This window comes from Streptosporangium sp. G12 (assembly GCF_052983175.1).
Map to the genome: position 1 here is coordinate 256,882 of NZ_JBRIQO010000006.1, position 17,095 is coordinate 273,976.

The following is a 17,095-nucleotide window of genomic DNA, read 5'->3' on the forward strand; positions in this document are numbered from 1 at the left end:
ACGAGAGGACCACGAGAGGACACGGAGGAGCCGTTGTGGGCGAATCGCGAGTGGCCGTGGTCCTTGGCGCCACCGGCTTCGTCGGCGGCGCCGTCTGTGAGGCGTTCTCGGCCGCGGGACACGAGGTCGTCGCGGTCGCCAGGCACCGCACGTCGCGCGCGGCCGCTCACCGCTTCGTGCCGCTGGACGTCGCCACGGCGGTGCCCGCCGAACTGGCGCGGACCCTGGTCCGGCTGCGCGCGGACGTCGTGGTCAACGCGACCGGGGGGTGGCTCGCCACCGAGGAGGCGAACACGTTCCACCACGTGACCCTGGTGGAGAACCTTCTGGCGGGCCTGGCCGGCATGACCTCACCGCCGCGCCTCGTCCAGGTCGGCTCCATACACGAGTACGGCCCGGTGCCGCGCGGCGAGCCCATCCACGAGGAGATCAGCCCCCGCCCGCTCACCCCGTACGCCCGGACCAAGCTGGCCGGTTCCGAGGCGATCCTGCGCGCCGCGCGCCTGGGCCGGGTGGACGGGGTCGTGCTGCGGGCCGTCAACGTGTGCGGCCCGCACGTCACCACGGCGAGCTTCCTCGGCTCCGTCCTGGCCGGGCTGCGCGCGCTGCCGCCGTCACGGAAGCTGGAGCTTCGCATCGGCGACGATCGGCGGGACTTCCTCGACGTGCGCGACCTCGCGGACGCGGTGGTCAGGGCCGCCGGCGCGCCCGCCTGCGGGCGGGTCGTCAACGTGGGCCGCGGCGTGGCGGTCGCGATCCGCGAGATGGTGGCGCGCCTCGTCGCCGCGGCGGGACTCCCGCCGGAGGTCCTCCAAGAGCGCGGGGAGCCGGTGGGGTCGCGCGGAGACGGCTGGACCATGGCCGACATCCGCCTCGCCGGAGAACTGCTGGGCTGGGCCCCCCGAATCGGCCTCGACGAATCTGTGCGGGACATGTGGGAGGCGGCCGCTCGCTGACGTCCCCGTCCCCGGCGGCTATCCAGGAGAGTTCTCATGACGGATCTTTTCCCGCGTTCCTTGGCCGTGCCGGCGGCCCCGCCGACCGGGCGGGGAGGTGAGACGGCCCTGCGGATCGCCGAGTCGGCGATGTGCCGGGACGGGCGGGTCATGGACCTCGCGAGCTTCCGCCGCTGGTTCGCCGACCTCGGGCTCCGTACCTATACGCGGGCCGAGCGGGTCCCGCTCGAAGCGGTCGAAGGCTGGAGCAGCGACCCGGTGACCGGGAACATCGGCCACCGCAGCGGCGGGTTCTTCACCATCGAAGGGCTCGACGTGCGCATCCAGGACGGCCCGGTGCCGGACTGGCGGCAGCCCATCATCAACCAGCCGGAGGTCGGCATCCTCGGCATCCTCGTCAAGGAGTTCGACGGGGTGCTGCACTGCCTGATGCAGGCCAAGGTGGAGCCGGGCAACTGCGACGGCCCCCAGCTGTCGCCCACCGTCCAGGCGACCCGCAGCAACTACACCAGGGTGCACCAGGGCAGGCCGATTCCCTATCTGGAGTACTTCCAGGACGCCGGACGGCACCGGCTGATCACCGACGTGCGCCAGTCCGAGCAGGGGTCGGCCTTCCACCGCAAGCGCAACCGGAACATGGTGGTCGAGGTCACCGAGGACGTCGAGCTCCTCGACGGCTTCTGCTGGCTGACCGTCGGCCAGCTCCACCGGCTGCTCGCCGTCGACGACCTGGTCAACATGGACGCCCGGACCGTGCTGTCCTGCCTGCCGGTCGCCCACCCCGGCCTGGCCGCAGTGCTGCGGCCGGGCCCGGACGGCTTCCGCTCCGCACTCGTCAGGTCCTGCGACCCCGGCGCGCCGGCACTGTGGTCGATGGACGACGTGCTGAGCTGGATCACCGACCTGCGCAGCCGTACCGACGTGCGGACCGGCACCGTCCCGCTCAACGCCCTGCCCGGGTGGCGCAGGGTGGACGGGCGGATCTCGCACGAGAGCGGCCGGTTCTTCGACGTGATCGGCGTCCGCGTCGAGGCGAGCGGGCGCGAGGTGAGCCGGTGGTCGCAGCCGATGATCGAGCCGCACGGCATGGGCGTCGTGGCGTTCCTGGTCAGGCGCATCGACGGGGTGCTGCACGTGCTCGTGCACGCCCGCGTGGAGGCCGGCTACGTGGACGTGGTCGAGCTCGCGCCCACCGTGCAGTGCACGCCCGACAACTACGAGGTCCTGCCCCGCTCGGCCCGCCCGCGCTGGATCGGTGAGGTGGAGCGGGCCCGGCCCGGTCAGATCAGGTACGACGCCGTCCTGTCGGAGGAGGGCGGGCGCTTCTACCACGCCCGCAACCGCTACCTCATCATCGAGACCGACCTCGACGTGCACGCCCAGCCGCCGGACCACCGCTGGCTGACCGTGCACCAGCTCGGCGAACTGCTGCGGCACAGCCACTACGTCAACATCCAGGCGCGCAGCCTGATCGCCTGCCTGCACAGCCTCTCCGCCGGGCCCGATCCCGGGTGAGGGGGAATCGAGGCGGGCTATAGCGCCCCCTCCTAGCGTGAGGCGCATGGTGCAGACAGCGCCGGCCCGCCGGCTGAGCGAGGACCTGCTGGCACTTCGCGGCGTTCAGTGGCTGCCGGAGTCCATGGACGACCCGTACGCCCGGTTGCTGCGGGCGGCCGGCGACGACCCGGGGGAGCTCGGCCGGCGGATCCGGGAGCGCGGCCCCGTCTCCCTCAGCCTCGCGCGGGTCTGGGTGACCGCCTCCTACGAGCCGGGCGCGGCGATCCTCGCCGACCCGCGGCTGAGCCCCCGCCACCCCGGCGCCAGGACCGCGGAGGAGGAGGCGCCGTGGGACGTTCCCGCCCTCGGGCGGGTCCTGCCGCTGGAGGACGCCTTCGTGACCCTGGACCGGGCCGAGTACGACCGGCTGGCGCGCCGGGCCGGTCCCATGATCGCCGACGCGCTGGAAGGGCGCCGCCGCGAGATCGCGGACCTCCACCGGGCCCGGGTACGGCGGCCGACCGGCGGGTTCGACCTGATGACCGGATTCGCCCGCGACGCCGCGGTCACCGTGCTCGGTGACCTGCTGGGCCTGCCCCCGGCGCTGCGCGGCCGTTTCGCCGCCCTCTGCGCCGGAGCGGCGGGCACGCTGGACGCGACCTTCTGCCCGCCGCGCCTCGCCACCGCCCGCGAGCTGCTCGCGGCGCTCGCCGGGCTGCGCGAGCTGCTCGGCGAGACGATCCCGCCGGCGCGACCGTCTCCGGGGGAACGCCCGGCCGACGGGCCGCCGGGCGCGTCGGCCGACCTGGACGACCGCCCGGCCGACGCCCTCGCCGTCCGCGTGCTGCTCGCGGCCGTCGGCACCGACACCGCCGCCAACCTCGTCTGCGAGGCGGTCGCGGCGCTGCTCGACCATCCGCAGCAGCTGCGGCTGCTGCGCGAGGACCCCGGCCTCGCTCCCGCCGCGATCGAGGAGACGCTGCGGTACGCGCCCCCGATCCGGCTGCACCGCCGGTACGCCCACCAGGACGTCGAGATCGCCGGGCGGCGGATCGAGGCCGGTCAGGAGGTTGTCGTGGTGGCCGAGGCGGCGAACCGCGATCCCGAGGCGTACGCCGGGGCGGACCGCTTCGACCTCACGCGGCGGCCCGTGCGGCACCTGACCCTGCCCGCGGGCTCGCCCGCCGCCGTCGTCGCCCCGTTCGTGCGGGCCCAGGCGGCCGCCGCCGTCTCCGCCGTGGTGGCCGGCCTGCCGGACGTCCGCCGTGCCGGCGACGTGCTTCGCCGTCTGAGGTCCCCGGCCACCGCGGCGGTGCTGCGGTCGCCGGTCCGTACCGGATGAGGCCACGGAGATCCTCCGGCTGACCTCCGGGGCGGGCGCGGCTTTCATCGTCATCGAGAGAGGAGCCAGACATGGATACCAGTGGCAGCGTGCGAGAGGTCGTGGAGTGCCGGGTCTGCGGGGGAACGGACTGGCAGGAGGTGGTCTCCTTCGGGCTCGTCCCCCTGGCCAACGGCTTCCTGGACCCCGCCGACTCGTACGACGACGAGCCGTACTTCCCGCTGGGCGTCATCTCGTGCCGGTCCTGCCGGCTGCTGAGCGTGACCCACATCGTCGACCCGGAGGTCCTCTACCGCGACTACCCCTATGTCACCTCCGACTCCGACATCATCACCCGGCACATGACGTACGTCGCCGACACCTGCGTGGAACGCTTCGCGCTGCCGGAGGAGAGCCTGGTGGTGGAGGTCGGCAGCAACACGGGCGCGCAGCTCGTGGCGTTCCGGGACGCCGGCATGCGCACGCTCGGCGTGGACCCGGCGCGCAACCTCACCCAGGTGGCCACCGGCCGGGGCATCGAGACCCTGCCGGACTTCTTCTCCGCCGAGACCGCGCGGTCGATCGCGAAGGGGTACGGCCAGGCGCGGCTGATCGTGGCGCGTCACGTCTTCGCCCACATCGACAACGTGGCCGGGGTGGTCAGGGGCGTGCGCGAACTGCTCCCGCCCGAGGGGGTCTTCGCCGTCGAGGTGCCCTACGCGCTCGACCTCTTCGAGCAGAACGCCTTCGACACGATCTACCACGAGCACCTGTCGTACTTCAGCGTGGGCACCCTCGTCTCGCTCTTCGCCCGGCACGGGATGCGGGTCTTCGACGTCGAGCGGCTACCGGTGCACGGCGGCTCGATCCTGGTCTTCGTCGGGCACGACGACGGCCCGTGGGCGACGCGTCCCTCGGTCGGGGAACTGCTCCGCCTGGAGACGCGGGCCGAACTGCACAGCGACGCGGTCTACCGGGACTTCGCACTCAACGTCGACCGGGTCAGGGACGAGCTGCCCGCGCTCGTGCGGCGGCTCGCGACCGAGGGCAAGCGGATCGCGGGATACGGCGCCTCGGCCAAGGGGAACACGATCCTCAACGTGTGCGGGCTCGGCTCGGAGGAACTGGAGTTCTGCAGTGACACGACGGAGCTGAAGCAGGGCAAGGTGCTGCCGGGGACGCATGTCCCGGTCCGCTCGCCGGAGTTCGCGAAGGCCAACGTCCCGGACTACTACCTGCTGCTGGCCTGGAACTACTCCGACGAGATCCTTCGCAAGGAGTCGGCCTTCCTCGACAACGGGGGCAGGTTCATCCGGCCGATTCCCAAGCCCGTGATCACCTCGGCCGACTCGTTGTGACGCGAAACGCGGGTACGGCCCGTCAGGGGCCGTACCCGCGTGAGCGCGGCGGGACGTCAGCGGGTGGCGGTGACGATGGCGTAGCCGAGCCGTGCCGACCTCAGCATCGGCACCGTGCCCTCGACCTGGTCCACCAGCTCGGCGCCGAACCGTTCGACGAGACGTGCCCGGTCCTCGGAGATCTTCCCCGCGATGCGGTCGAGCGTGCGGCCGACGGACTGCTCGGTGATGTCGGCCGCCTCGACCGGGGTGAACCCGGCCCGGTTCAGCAGCGGCGGGTAGTCGGCGAGCTGGATCGGTTCGCCGAACAGCGACGCGAACGGCTTGTCCGGCACGTCGTGGGCGGGGGAGGTGAGCACGTCGGTGAGCGCCAGCCGGCCGCCGGGCCGTAGCGCGGCCGCCGCCTGCCGGAGGGGCTGGAGCCGGTCGGGCATGTGGAAGATGGACTCGAAGAACCACACGGCGTCGAAGGAGCCGGCGGGAAACGGCAGTTCCATGGCGTCGGCGAGCCGGAAGGTCACCTGGCCGCCCAGCCCCGAGGACTCCGCGAGGGCCGTCGCCTGCTCCACCTGGACCTGACTGATGGTGACGCCCACCACCTCCGCGCCCGTCTCCGCGGCGAGCTGGACCGCGGGCCCGCCGGTGCCGCAGCCGATGTCGAGCACCCGGTCGCCCGGTTTCACCGCGATCTTCTCGATCATCAGCTCGGTGAGCCGCCGCGAGGCCCGTTCCATCGTGGACTCGTCGGAGGGCGAGTCCCAGTAGCCGAAGTGCAGGCTGCCGCCCGTCAGCTCGGCCAGGAAACGGGTGGACTGCTGGTAGAAGTCGGCGACGTCCTGCTGCTGGGGTGCGGGGGTGGAGGTCATCTCGTCTCTCTCTCATCGCGGGTAGGGTTCGCGCCGGGCCCGGCGCGGCGGTGTTTGAGCGGCTCCCACCAGTCGCGGTTCGCGCGGTACCAGGCGACCGTGTCGGCGAGGCCGCGCGCGAAGTCGTGCCGCGGGCGGTAGCCGAGCTCGGTGCGGGCCTTGCCGGAGTCGAGGGAGTAGCGCAGATCGTGGCCCTTGCGGTCCGGCACGGGCCGGACCCTGCTCCAGTCGGCCCCGAAGGCGGCCAGCAGGCGTTCGGTGAGCTCGCGGTTGGTCAGCTCGACGCCGCCGCCGAGGTTGTACACCTCGCCGGGGCGGCCCGCGGTGCGCGCCAGGTCCACTCCCCGGCAGTGGTCCTCCACGTGCAGCCACTCGCGGACGTTGCGCCCGTCGCCGTAGAGCGGCACCCGCTCGCCGTCGAGAAGGTTGGTGACGAACAGCGGGATCACCTTCTCGGGGAACTGGCGCGGGCCGTAGGTGTTGGACGCCCGGGTGATCCGCACGTCCAGGCCGTGGGTGTGGTGGTAGGACAGGACCAGCAGGTCGGCGGCGGCCTTCGAGGCCGAGTACGGCGACCTCGGGTCGAGCGGGCTGTCCTCCGTCCAGGAGCCGTGCTCGACGGAGCCGTAGACCTCGTCGGTGGAGACGTGCACGAACCGTCTCACGCCGTGCCGCAGCGCCGCGTCCAGCAGCGTCTGGGTGCCCACCACGTTCGTGCGCACGAAGTCGCCGGCCCCGGCGATCGACCGGTCCACGTGCGACTCGGCGGCGAAGTGCACCACCTGGTCGGTCTCGGTCATCAGCTTGCCGACGAGCTCGGCGTCGCAGATGTCGCCCCGGACGAACCGCAGCCGGGGGTGCCCCTCGACGAGGTCGCCGAGGTTGCTCAGGTCGCCCGCGTAGGTGAGCTTGTCCAGCACGGTGACGTGCGGGGCGTTCGGCCCCCGCGAGTCCGTCAGCATGCGCGCGTAGGCGGAGCCGATGAAGCCGGCCGCGCCGGTGACGAGGAGTTTCAACCGGTTCCTTCCTCCAGGAGACGACCGCCGGGAACGCGCGGCGCGCTCATCCGGACCGCAGGGCCCGGGCCAGGCCGCGGTAGAAGGCGAGGACGCCGGGCTCCTTGGGGCTGAGGTGGCCCCGGTTCGCGAACCGGGAGCCGATCGTGCGCTGGACCGCCTCCAGCCCGTCGCGGTCCTCGGTGTTGACCACGGCCGCGCTCGCCTCCTGTTCCTTGCGGAGCGTCTCGAGATCGGCGCCCTCCAGCAGGGCCGGTGGCAGAAGGACGCCGCCGCGCACCTGGGTACGGTCGATCGACAGCGGGATGAAGCTGATCCAGACGATCGAGTCGGCGAAGGTCGCGACGCTGCCGGAGGGGAAGACGCAGTAGTTGTCCATGAACGCCCGCTGCTCGTCGCCGAGCGGCAGCACCCCGGGCTCCGCGGGCTCCCTGAAAGGGCTGCGCAGGCGCGTCGCCCACGGCGAGTCGACCCGCACGTCCATGTCGCCGCCGGGCGGGGTGATCAGCGCGACCGTGTTCGGGTGCAGGCCCATGACGTGGTAGTTCTCGTGCGCGTTCTCGACGGCGAGCTTCCAGTTGACCTGCCACTCCTCCTGCCAGGAGGCGACCTGGACCATGTCGCCGAGCGGGTAGCAGGCCGTCTCGCGCTCGAAGCGGTCCAGGTGCGGGGCCAGCGGTTCGGCGTCCGGGTCGAGGTTCACGAACACGAACCCGCGCCACTGTTCCACCCCGAACCCCGGCAACCGGCAGGACGCCGGGTCGAACGCCCTGTTGCCCCGCATGAACGTCGCGCCGAGCAGCCGCCCGTCCAGCCCGTACCGCCACAGGTGGTACCGGCAGGTGAAGGCGTCGGTACGGCCCGCGCCCGGCTCCACCAGCGGCATGTTCCGGTGCCGGCAGATCGGCGACATCGCGTGCAGCGAGCCGTCGGCGCCCCGGGTCACGACGACGGGCTCGCCCGCGACCGTGAGCGCGACGTAGTCGCCCGCCGCCGCCAGCTCGCCGGCGTGCCCCACCAGCACCCAGCTGCGGCCGAACACCCGCGAGCACTCCAGTTCGTAGAACTCTGGAGAGGTGTACGCCCGGGGCGGCAGGCTGATCGCCCGCGCGTCGTCCGCGTAGCGGCCCAGCTCCTGGAGGATCTCCTCGGTCTCCGTGGTCGCCCGTCCGCCGGCACCGGGCCGGTCCTCGCTCACCATGGGATTCCCTTCGTCAGGACCGCGGGCCGGTACCCGGCGCGCTGGCCAGGTGCCCGGCGGTCAGTTCCTCGATCGTCGGTACGATGTCGTTCGGCGTCCTCATCGCGAGGAGCTCGTCCCTGACCCGCCGGGAGTTCTCGGCGAACGAGGGGTCGCCCAGCACCCGCTCCAGCCGCTCGCGGAACAGCTCGGCGCTGAACTCCCTGAGGGAGACGGCCAGGAGCGTGCCCTGCCTCTCGTAGTCCCGGCCCATCCCCTCGCTGACCCACTCCCAGCCGGTGACGATCACCTGCGGGACAGCGTGCAGTTCCGCCGTGGCCTTCGTCTGGTAGCCGCCGTGGTGGACGACCGCCGCGCAGGTGGGCAGCAGGTCGTCGATCGGGACGAAGTCCACGACCCGCACATTGCCCGGCACCTCCCTCAGCAGTGCCCGCTGCGTCGGGGCGATGGCCGCCACCACCTCCACGTCCATCTCCGCCAGCGTCCCCATCAGGGCGTTGAGCATGGTGTCCAGGTCGAACAGCGCGTAGTCGCTGTCAATGCTGGTGCCGAGGGTGAGGCACACGCGGGGGCGGGCGGGTGGCTCCCGCAGCCAGGCGGGCACGACGCATCGCCCGTTGTAGGGCACGTATCGCACGGGCACGGTGGTGAGCCCCAGGTCCTCGCGCATGCTCGCCGGCCGGCTGTCGATGATCCACTGGCCGGTCAGCATCGTCTCGTCGAAGCGGCGGTCGCAGCCGATCCGCTCCAGGGTCGAGTCGATCCATTCGGCCGTGGGGTCCTCGCGGTTCTCCGGCGGCAGCTCGGCCGACCGCCGGACGAACTCCCTGCGCACCCCCATCTGCAGAGCCATGTCCGGGCCGGACACCAGCCGCGCGTGCGCCGCGCCCGAGGCCAGCGCCGCCACCGGCCCCGCCATGCAGAAGCTCTCCCACAGCACCAGGTCCGGCCGCCAGAACCGGGCGTACTCCACCAGGCCGTCGATCATCTCGTCCCGGTTGAGCCGCGACCACAGGGCGGGGACCACGAGACTCTCGTAGGCGAGCAGCGTCTCCCACGACGGCCGCTCCTGTTCCAGCTCGGTGGTGTCGAGCTCGTTGCAGCGGGCGATGGCCGCCGTGTGGAACCGGCCGAGTCCCTCCTGCCAGGGAGGGCACTCGACCGGCACCGCCGTCAGGCCGGCCTGGGTGACGGCGTCGGCCAGGTCCCGCTTGCAGGCCACCCTGACCTCGTGTCCCGCGGTGCGCAGCGCCCAGGCCATCGGCACCATGAGCTGGAAGTGGCTGCCTTCGAGCGAGGCGAACATGACTCTCATCCGGGCTGCTCCTCCCGACCGGCCTCTGCGCTCACCCGATGGACGGGAACTTCTCGCCCTCCAGCCGCTGCCCCGGCCGGAGGTGGGTGAGGTACTGGTCCTGGACGCCCGGCCGGTAGGCGACGTCCTCGTCCGCGTAGATGACGCCGTTGGCCATCCTCGGCAGGTCCGTGGTGTTGGCCCCGGCCATGTGCACCGTGCGGAAGTGGTGGAAGACGACGTCGCCGGCGCGGATGGGCACCGACACCCTCGGCCGCCACGGGAACTCCGGCCAGATCTCCTCCATCGGACGGTGGTCGGCGAAGCTCTCCATGTGGATCTGGCGGTCGGCGTCCCCGCGCAGGTGGGAGCCGGGCACGTAACACAGGCAGCCCCGTTCCACCGGCACGTCGACCAGCGCGATCCAGGCGGTCAGCGTCCGCGACATGTTGGACAGCGGCAGTCCCGCCTCGTCGTCGTGGATCATCGTGGGCAGCGCCTCGCGGGGTTTCTTCACCAGTACGTCGCTGCTGTACAGGCGCAGCGGCCCGCCGGCGAGCCGCCTGGCCATCCCGGTGACGCGCGGATGCAGCGCCAGGCCGCGCAGCGTCTCGCTCTTGAGCCACGCCTCCTCGATGTAGTGCACCTGGCAGTCCTCCTCCGACTCGCCCCAGATCGTGGGCGTCTCGCGGCGGAGCAGCTCCTCCGACGCCGCCAGGAACGCCCCGACCTCGTCCTGGGACAGCACCCTGGGGACGTGCACGTATCCCTGCTCGCGGTAGAACCGGACGATGTCGCCGGTCAGGGACTCCGGTGTGCTCAGTTCGGCCTGGGCCGTCATGCCGGTGCTCCTTCCTCTCGCTGTTCCGCGGGCTTCGAGGTCATCGCGGAGGTCATCGCGGCCGCCCGGCCAGCTCGGCGAGCCGGGGGACCAGCTCGGCCGGCGCCGGCATGGACCGCAGTTCGTCGCGCGCCCGCAGCGCCGCGTCCCGCATGGACTCGTCCTTCAGCAGCGTGTGGCACTCCTCGGCCCCCAGCGACGCGGCGTCGGCCAGGATGCCGATCCCGCGCTGCGCGATCACGTCGACGTCGCTGTGCTGGTAGGACCCCTGGGGGAGCACGCACTGCGGAATCCCCGCCTGGATCGCGGTCATCGACGTCCCGCTCCCGCCGTGGTGGATCACGGCCGCGCAGGTCTCCAGCAGCGCGTCGAGCGGCGCCCACTCCACCACCCGGACGTTGTCCGGCAGCGGACCGAGCAGCGACACGTCGCCGCCGCCGAGGGTGAGCACGAACTCGGCGTCCACATCACCGGCCGCGGCCATCAGCGGCGCGAGCACGGCGATGCCGCCCCACTGGGCCTCGATGGTGCCGAGGGTCACCGCGATCCTGGGGCGCTCCGGCCGGCGAAGAAGCCAGTCCGGGAGCACCGATCCGCCGTTGTAGGACACGTGGCGCATCGGCCAGGCGCCGGCCGACGACCGCTCCCGCGGGAGCAGCCTCGCGAAGCTCGGCGGGCACGTGCTGATCCGGGCGGCCGCGACCGGCTCGCCGGTGACGTCGTGCCGTTCGTACTGCTCGCGCATGGCCTCGCGCACCATCGCCGGGAGGTCCTCCCGCGCGTCGTACAGGCCGACGGGCATGTCCACGTACGGCAGGCCGAGCGCGGCGGCGGCGAGCGGGCCGGCGCCCTGAAGCGGCGGCGAGAAGATCAGGTCCGGCGACCACGACCGCGCGGCCTCGACGACGCCGTCCACCATCACCGCCGACACCCGGGCGAAGAGGCGGGCGAGCATCTCGTCCTCGGGATCGTCGGCGTGGACCGGCTGGGGACCGTCGCCGCCGCCCTCCGAGATGAAGATCGGCGCGTAGTCGAGGCCGGGCGTGACGTCGAACACGCCGAACCCCGCCTCGGACGCCGCGACGCTCAGGCCGCCGGTGGCGTAGCGGACCTCGTGCCCGGCGGCGCGGACGGCCTGCGCCAGGGGCACCGTGGGGAAGAGGTGCCCGAGGCCGGGAGAGGCGACGAACAGTACACGCATGGTTCCTCCAGCGATGGTTTCTACTTGCGGGGTCGGCCGGCGGTCCCGTGCGGGCCGGCCGTACCGGGCGGGACGTGGCCGGACTCGCGGAGCGCCAGGGCCCGCACGGCCCTGCCGGCCGTGAGGAAGGGCGTCGCGGTGAGGGGCGCCGCGGCGAGACGCGCCAGGCAGAAGCGGGTGAACCGCTGCCGGCGGTCCGCCCATCGGTTCTGGGTCGTATGCATTCCGCCTCCCGCCGGCGGGTCAGGTGAGGGACAGCCCGCCGTCGATCGGCAGCACCACGCCCGTCGCGTAACCGGCCTCACGACGGGTCAGCTGGACGATCCACCACGCGACCTCGGCGGGGTCGCCGACCCGGCCCAGCGGGGTGCGCGTGCCGATCTGCCGGAGGAAGTCCTCGTAGCCGTCCTCGGTCAGCCCCATCCGGGGGCCGGACCGCGTGTCGATCACGCCGGGGGCGACGCCCACCACCCGGATGCCCCGGGGGGCCAGCTCGACGCCCCAGGTCCGGGTGAGGAAGTCGAGCGCGGCCTTGGCCGCGCCGTACACGCCGTTGTCCGGCCAGGCGCGTGTCCCGAAGGAGCCGGCCGTGCCGATGTTCACCACGGTGCCGCCGCTCGCCTCCAGCGCGTCGAGCGCGGCCCGGACGAGGAGGATCGGGGCGATGAGGTTGGTGCCGATCTGGGCGTCGACGAGCTCGCGGTCCACTTGGGCGAGCGGCCGGTACCCGAGCGCGGCGGCGTTGTTCACCAGCACGTCGATCCGGCCGAACTCGCGCAGCGCCGTGTCCACGACGAGCTCGGGGGTGGCGGGGTCGGTGAGGTCGGCCGCCAGCACCCGGATCAGGTCATGGTCCTTGGCCGTCTCGACGAGGGTGGACTCGGTGCGCCCGACCACGAGGACTCCCGCGCCTTGTTCGGCGAACGCGTGCGCCGTGGCCCTGCCGATCCCGGTGCCGCCCCCGGTCACGATCACGGCGCGGGACACCCGGTCGTCTCTGTCGTCTCGGTCGTCGTTTGACGTCGTCATGCCCGGCACCGTAGGAACCGCTGCTCGAACCCGGATCGACTCTCGGTGGGCGCCGCGTCACCCGCCGCGTCACCCGCGGTGTCATCCGCCGCGTCACCCGCGGTGTCATCCGCCGCGTCACCCGCCGCGTCACCCGCAGTGTCATCCGCAGTGTCATCCGCAGTGTCATCCGCAGTGTCATCCGCGGTGTCCTGCGGCGGCCCGTGGCCGGTCACGCCGTGCCCGTCCGCAGGTCCGGGCGGTCGTCGCGGGTGACGTGGCGCTCGCGGACGCGAAGCTCGCCGTCCTCGCGGACGAGGAGGTCCTCGCACACGCACATCAGGTGCAGCCGGGGCGCGCCGCCCCGAGGCGTGGCGATGATCTGCGCGTAGCTGCGCACCCGCAGCGCGTCGCCGTCCAGCGGCTCCACCGCCACCATGCTGAGCAGGTGACGGTGCACCTCACCGGCGTCGGCCAGGCCCGCCGCCGCCGCGCGCACCCCGGCGGCGAGGTTCTCCCGGCCCCGGATCGGCTCCGGCGCCGAGGGCGGGGCGAAGACGCCGTCCTCGGTGAAGGTCTCCGCCCACTCCCGCGCGGCTCCGGCGTCGAGCAGGTGCATGTGCCTGGCGTAGAACTGCTGCACTTCGGCGTAGAGGGCGGCGAGTGGCGGGCTGCCGGTCTGTACGGACATGGTTCCTCCTCCGTTCGGCCCCAGGGGCAGGGCCCCGATGCTGGGCGACCCGTCCGGAGAGCCGCTGGAGCGCGCGGTACGAGAGCGGGTTCGAGCGAGGCTCCAGGCGTTCGCGGGCGCCCGCGGCGACGATCGACGCGTTCAGTGGCGTTCTCCCGGAGGCGTACATGCGGCTCATCGACCTGTCCTCACCGGTGGACTCCTCCTCCTACGAACCCGATCCGCTGGTCCACGAGGTCCTCACCCCGCGCGAGGGGGCCGTCCACATGAGCGAGGAGATGCGCGAGCACTTCGGCGTCGACTTCGACCCGGACGAGCTGCCGGACGGGGAGTTCCTCTCGCTCGACCGGATGACCCTCACCACCCACACGGGCACCCACGTCGACGCGCCCTCGCACTACGGCTCGCGCGCCTCCTACGGCGACGGCGTGCCCCGGCACATCGACCGGATGCCGCTGGAGTGGTTCTTCAACCCTGGCGTGGTGCTCGACCTCACCGACGCGGCCACCGGAGCCGTCGGCGCGGACCGGGTGCGCAAGGAGCTCGAGCGCATCGGCTACACGCCCCGCCCGCTGGACATCGTGCTGCTGCACACCGGAGCGCAGCGGCACGCCGGCACCCCGCGGTACTTCACGGACTTCGCCGGGCTCGACGGCTCCGCCGTGCACTTCCTGCTGGATCTGGGGGTGCGCGTGATCGGTACGGACGCGTTCAGCCTGGACGCCCCGTTCGGGGACGTCATCGCCAGGTACCGGGCCACCGGGGACCGCTCGGTCCTGTGGCCGGCCCACTTCGCGGGACGCGACCGGGAGTACTGCCAGATCGAGCGCCTCGCCAACCTCGGCGCCCTGCCGGCGTCCCACGGCTTCCGCGTGGCGTGTTTTCCCGTGAAGATCGCCGGGGCGGGCGCCGGCTGGGCGCGCGCGGTCGCCGTGCTCGACGACTGACCCCACCCGGCTGTTAAGGAGGCATGATGTTCGGCCACGAGCTTGCGGAAGTCTACGAGGTCATCTATGGGAGCCGGGGAAAGAGCTGGACCGAGGAGGCCGAGGAGACCGGCGGGCTGATCAGGGCGCGCTTTCCCGGCGCGGACTCCCTGCTCGACGTGGCCTGCGGGACCGGCGCCCACCTGGAGGCGTTCGGCGGGTTGTTCGCGCACACCGAGGGCCTGGAGCTGGCACGGCCGATGCTGGACCTGGCCGTGAAGCGGCTCCCCGGTGTGCCGTTGCACGCCGGGGACATGCGGGACTTCGACCTCGGCCGCACCTTCGACGCGGTGGTGTGCATGTTCACCGCCATCGGGTACCTGAGCACCGAGGCGGACATGCGCGCCGCCGTACGGTCGATGGCCGGCCACCTCGAACCGGGCGGGGTGCTCGTGGTCGAGCCCTGGTGGTTCCCCGACCGGTTCATCGACGACTACGTCGCGGGCGACCTGGCCCGTACGGAGAGCATGACGGTCGCCCGCGTCTCGCACTCGACCCGGCACGGGCGCACCACGCGCATGGAGGTGCGCTTCCTCGTGGGGGACTCCGCCGGGGTCAGAGCCTTCACCGAGGTCGACCTGCTGACGCTGTTCACCCTGGAGGAGTATCTGGCGGCGTTCGCCGACGCGGGGTGCCCGGCGGAGTACGTCCAGGTCGGCTGGACCGAGCGCGGGGTCTTCGTCGGCCGCAAGCGGTGACGCCGGCGGTGCTCACGCGGCCAGCTCGTCGGCGATGGCCATGACGTACCGGCCGTAGCTGGACTTGCCGAGCCGCGCCCCGAGACGGTGGCACTCCTCGGCCCCGATGAAGCCCATCCGCAGCGCGACCTCCTCGACGCAGGCGATCCGCACCCCCTGGCGCTCCTCCAGCGTCCGCACGTACATGCTGGCCTGCAGGAGGGACTCCGGGGTGCCGGTGTCCAGCCAGGCGAACCCGCGGCCGAGGTCGATCAGCTTCGCCTGGCCCCGTTTCATGTAGGCGCGATTCAGGTCGGTGATCTCCAGCTCGCCGCGCTCGGACGGCCGCAGCTCCCCGGCCAGGCCGACCACGTCGTTGTCGTAGAGGTAGAGGCCGGTGATCGCCCGGTTGGAGCGGGGCAGGGCCGGCTTCTCCTCGATGGAGACGAGCCAGCCCTCGGCGTCGGTCTCGCCCACGCCGTAGCGCTCCGGGTCGTGCACCGGGTACCCGAACAGGGTGCAGCCGCGCAGGTTCGCGGTCTCCCTGGCCAGCAGCTCGGAGAAGGAGTTGCCATGGAAGATGTTGTCGCCGAGCACCAGCGCGACATCGTCGGAGCCGACGTGGCCGGCCCCGATGAGGAACGCCTCGGCGATCCCGCGCGGCTTGTCCTGCCGCGCGTAGGCGATGTTCAGCCCGAGGTGCGCCCCGTCGCCGAGCAGCCTGCGGAACTGCGGCATGTCCCCCGGCGTGGTGATGAGAAGGATGTCCCTGATACCGGCGAGCATCAGGACCGACAGCGGATAGTAGATCATCGGCTTGTCGCCCACCGGCAGCAGTTGCTTGGACACCGCAAGCGTCGCCGGATGCAGTCGGGTGCCGTTGCCGCCGGCCAGGATGATTCCTCGCATGCGTGTTCACCCCATTTATTAGAATTGCCCCATATTATTGCCCGCGTTTCTTCGGGCCACAAGGGCGGGGTCGTTGAATTGAGATGACTTCGAGCTGATTACGAGTGGTGTGCATTGTGCTGGAAGGCGAACCCGAAGGTGGTGGATAAAGCATGACCATTCGCGTGTGGGACTATTTAGCGGAATACGAGAAAGAGCGTGAGGACATTCTCGACGCGGTCGAGACGGTTTTCGGCTCCGGGAGGCTCGTGCTCGGCGCGAGTGTCAGGGGGTTCGAGGAGGAGTTCGCCGCCTACCACGGCGTACCGCACTGCGTCGGCGTCGACAACGGGACCAACGCCCTGAAACTGGGTCTCCAGGCGCTGGGAGTGGGGCCGGGCGACGAGGTGATCACGGTGTCCAACACCGCGGCGCCGACCGTGGTGGCCATCGACTCCGTGGGCGCGAAAGCCGTCTTCGTGGACGTGGACCCGGACACCTACCTCATGGACACCGGCCAGGTGGCGGCGGCGATCACCCCGCGCACCCGGTGCCTGCTCCCCGTGCACCTCTACGGCCAGTGCGTCGCCATGGCGCCGCTGGAGGCGCTGGCCGCCGAGCACGACCTGGTGATCCTGGAGGACTGCGCGCAGGCCCACGGCGCCCGGCACCACGGCCGGCCGGCCGGTTCGATGGGCGGGGCCGCGGCCTTCTCCTTCTATCCGACGAAGGTCCTCGGCGCGTACGGGGACGGCGGCGCGACGATCACCGCGGACGACGCGGTGGCCCGCGGCCTGCGGCGGCTGCGCTACTACGGCATGGAGGAGCGCTACTACGTCGTCGAGACCCCCGGCCACAACAGCCGGCTCGACGAGGTGCACGCGGAGATCCTGCGCCGGAAGCTGCGCCGCCTCGACGGGTATCTCGCCGCCCGGCGCGAGGTGGCCCGCAGGTACGAGGAGGGGCTGGCCGGCACCGGGCTCGTGCTGCCCCGTCTCGCCGAGGGCAACGACCACGTCTACTACGTCTACGTCGTGCGCCATCCGAGGCGGGACGAGATCATCGCGGCGCTCCGGGGATACGACATCGAACTGAACATCAGCTACCCGTGGCCGGTGCACACGATGACCGGCTTCGCCCATCTCGGATACGCCCCCGGGTCCCTTCCGGTGACCGAGAGGCTCGCCGGGGAGATCTTCTCCCTGCCGATGTACGCCTCGCTCTCCCCGGACCTTCAGGACAAGGTCGTCAGCGCCCTTCGCGAGGTGCTGACGACCCTGTCCTGAACCGGGCC

The 17,095-nt window shown here is 72.1% G+C and carries 17 protein-coding genes; 7 read left to right on the forward strand and 10 right to left on the reverse strand.

Annotation, left to right across the window (positions count from 1 at the left end):
- Positions 1 to 35: 35 nt before the first annotated feature.
- From ACVCAG_RS11930 to ACVCAG_RS11945, 4 genes are all read left to right on the forward strand, one after another.
- On the forward strand, positions 36 to 956 hold the full coding sequence (locus ACVCAG_RS11930) for an NAD-dependent epimerase/dehydratase family protein (protein ID WP_440083399.1): 921 nt from the start codon (positions 36 to 38) through the stop codon (positions 954 to 956).
- Positions 957 to 992: 36 nt separating this feature from the next.
- On the forward strand, positions 993 to 2,471 hold the full coding sequence (locus ACVCAG_RS11935) for an NDP-hexose 2,3-dehydratase family protein (RefSeq protein ID WP_440083400.1): 1,479 nt from the start codon (positions 993 to 995) through the stop codon (positions 2,469 to 2,471).
- 46 nt (positions 2,472 to 2,517) lie between these two features.
- A complete protein-coding gene (locus tag ACVCAG_RS11940; protein WP_447189829.1) occupies positions 2,518 to 3,795 on the forward strand; it encodes a cytochrome P450 family protein in 1,278 nt (425 codons plus the stop codon).
- Positions 3,796 to 3,866: 71 nt separating this feature from the next.
- Positions 3,867 to 5,132: a methyltransferase domain-containing protein gene (locus ACVCAG_RS11945; RefSeq protein ID WP_440083403.1), complete on the forward strand. Its 1,266-nt coding sequence runs from the start codon at positions 3,867 to 3,869 to the stop codon at positions 5,130 to 5,132.
- 56 nt (positions 5,133 to 5,188) lie between these two features.
- Here ACVCAG_RS11945 and ACVCAG_RS11950 read toward each other — a convergent pair whose 3' ends face one another.
- From ACVCAG_RS11950 to ACVCAG_RS11990, 9 genes are all read right to left on the reverse strand, one after another.
- Complete coding sequence (locus ACVCAG_RS11950; protein ID WP_440083404.1) at positions 5,189 to 5,998, reverse strand: methyltransferase domain-containing protein; 810 nt, start codon at positions 5,996 to 5,998, stop codon at positions 5,189 to 5,191.
- A complete protein-coding gene (gene rfbB / locus ACVCAG_RS11955) occupies positions 5,995 to 7,014 on the reverse strand; it encodes a dTDP-glucose 4,6-dehydratase (RefSeq protein WP_447189830.1) in 1,020 nt (339 codons plus the stop codon). Before rfbB ends, ACVCAG_RS11950 begins: the two co-directional genes overlap by 4 nt.
- Positions 7,015 to 7,060: 46 nt before the next feature.
- Positions 7,061 to 8,215, reverse strand: a complete 1,155-nt coding sequence (locus tag ACVCAG_RS11960; protein WP_440083406.1) for an SRPBCC family protein — start codon at positions 8,213 to 8,215, stop codon at positions 7,061 to 7,063.
- Positions 8,216 to 8,228: 13 nt separating this feature from the next.
- On the reverse strand, positions 8,229 to 9,530 hold the full coding sequence (locus ACVCAG_RS11965; protein WP_447189831.1) for an activator-dependent family glycosyltransferase: 1,302 nt from the start codon (positions 9,528 to 9,530) through the stop codon (positions 8,229 to 8,231).
- Between the two features lie 31 nt (positions 9,531 to 9,561).
- Positions 9,562 to 10,350: a phytanoyl-CoA dioxygenase family protein gene (locus ACVCAG_RS11970; RefSeq protein ID WP_440083408.1), complete on the reverse strand. Its 789-nt coding sequence runs from the start codon at positions 10,348 to 10,350 to the stop codon at positions 9,562 to 9,564.
- A gap of 52 nt (positions 10,351 to 10,402) precedes the next feature.
- Positions 10,403 to 11,551, reverse strand: coding sequence for a nucleotide disphospho-sugar-binding domain-containing protein (locus tag ACVCAG_RS11975; RefSeq protein WP_440083409.1), 1,149 nt, complete (start codon positions 11,549 to 11,551; stop codon positions 10,403 to 10,405).
- A 20-nt stretch (positions 11,552 to 11,571) separates the two neighbouring features.
- Entirely contained in the window at positions 11,572 to 11,775 is a 204-nt protein-coding gene (locus ACVCAG_RS11980) for a hypothetical protein (RefSeq protein WP_440083411.1), read from the reverse strand.
- Between the two features lie 19 nt (positions 11,776 to 11,794).
- Positions 11,795 to 12,580, reverse strand: coding sequence for an SDR family oxidoreductase (locus ACVCAG_RS11985; protein ID WP_440083412.1), 786 nt, complete (start codon positions 12,578 to 12,580; stop codon positions 11,795 to 11,797).
- Between the two features lie 211 nt (positions 12,581 to 12,791).
- Positions 12,792 to 13,250, reverse strand: coding sequence for a nuclear transport factor 2 family protein (locus ACVCAG_RS11990; RefSeq protein ID WP_440083413.1), 459 nt, complete (start codon positions 13,248 to 13,250; stop codon positions 12,792 to 12,794).
- Positions 13,251 to 13,417: 167 nt separating this feature from the next.
- Between ACVCAG_RS11990 and ACVCAG_RS11995 the strand changes: the two genes are divergently transcribed.
- Positions 13,418 to 14,197, forward strand: a complete 780-nt coding sequence (locus ACVCAG_RS11995; protein WP_440083414.1) for a cyclase family protein — start codon at positions 13,418 to 13,420, stop codon at positions 14,195 to 14,197.
- A gap of 23 nt (positions 14,198 to 14,220) precedes the next feature.
- A complete protein-coding gene (locus tag ACVCAG_RS12000) occupies positions 14,221 to 14,934 on the forward strand; it encodes a methyltransferase domain-containing protein (RefSeq protein WP_440083415.1) in 714 nt (237 codons plus the stop codon).
- A gap of 12 nt (positions 14,935 to 14,946) precedes the next feature.
- On the opposite strand, the gene rfbA is transcribed toward ACVCAG_RS12000, so the two are convergent.
- Positions 14,947 to 15,822 (reverse strand): glucose-1-phosphate thymidylyltransferase RfbA, encoded by an 876-nt coding sequence (gene rfbA, locus ACVCAG_RS12005; RefSeq protein ID WP_440083416.1) that lies wholly within the window; start codon positions 15,820 to 15,822, stop codon positions 14,947 to 14,949.
- A gap of 152 nt (positions 15,823 to 15,974) precedes the next feature.
- Between rfbA and ACVCAG_RS12010 the strand changes: the two genes are divergently transcribed.
- The gene (locus ACVCAG_RS12010) at positions 15,975 to 17,087 is read left to right on the forward strand and encodes a DegT/DnrJ/EryC1/StrS family aminotransferase (RefSeq protein WP_440083417.1); all 1,113 of its coding nucleotides are present in this window, start codon (positions 15,975 to 15,977) and stop codon (positions 17,085 to 17,087) included.
- The last annotated feature ends 8 nt before the right edge of the window (positions 17,088 to 17,095 follow it).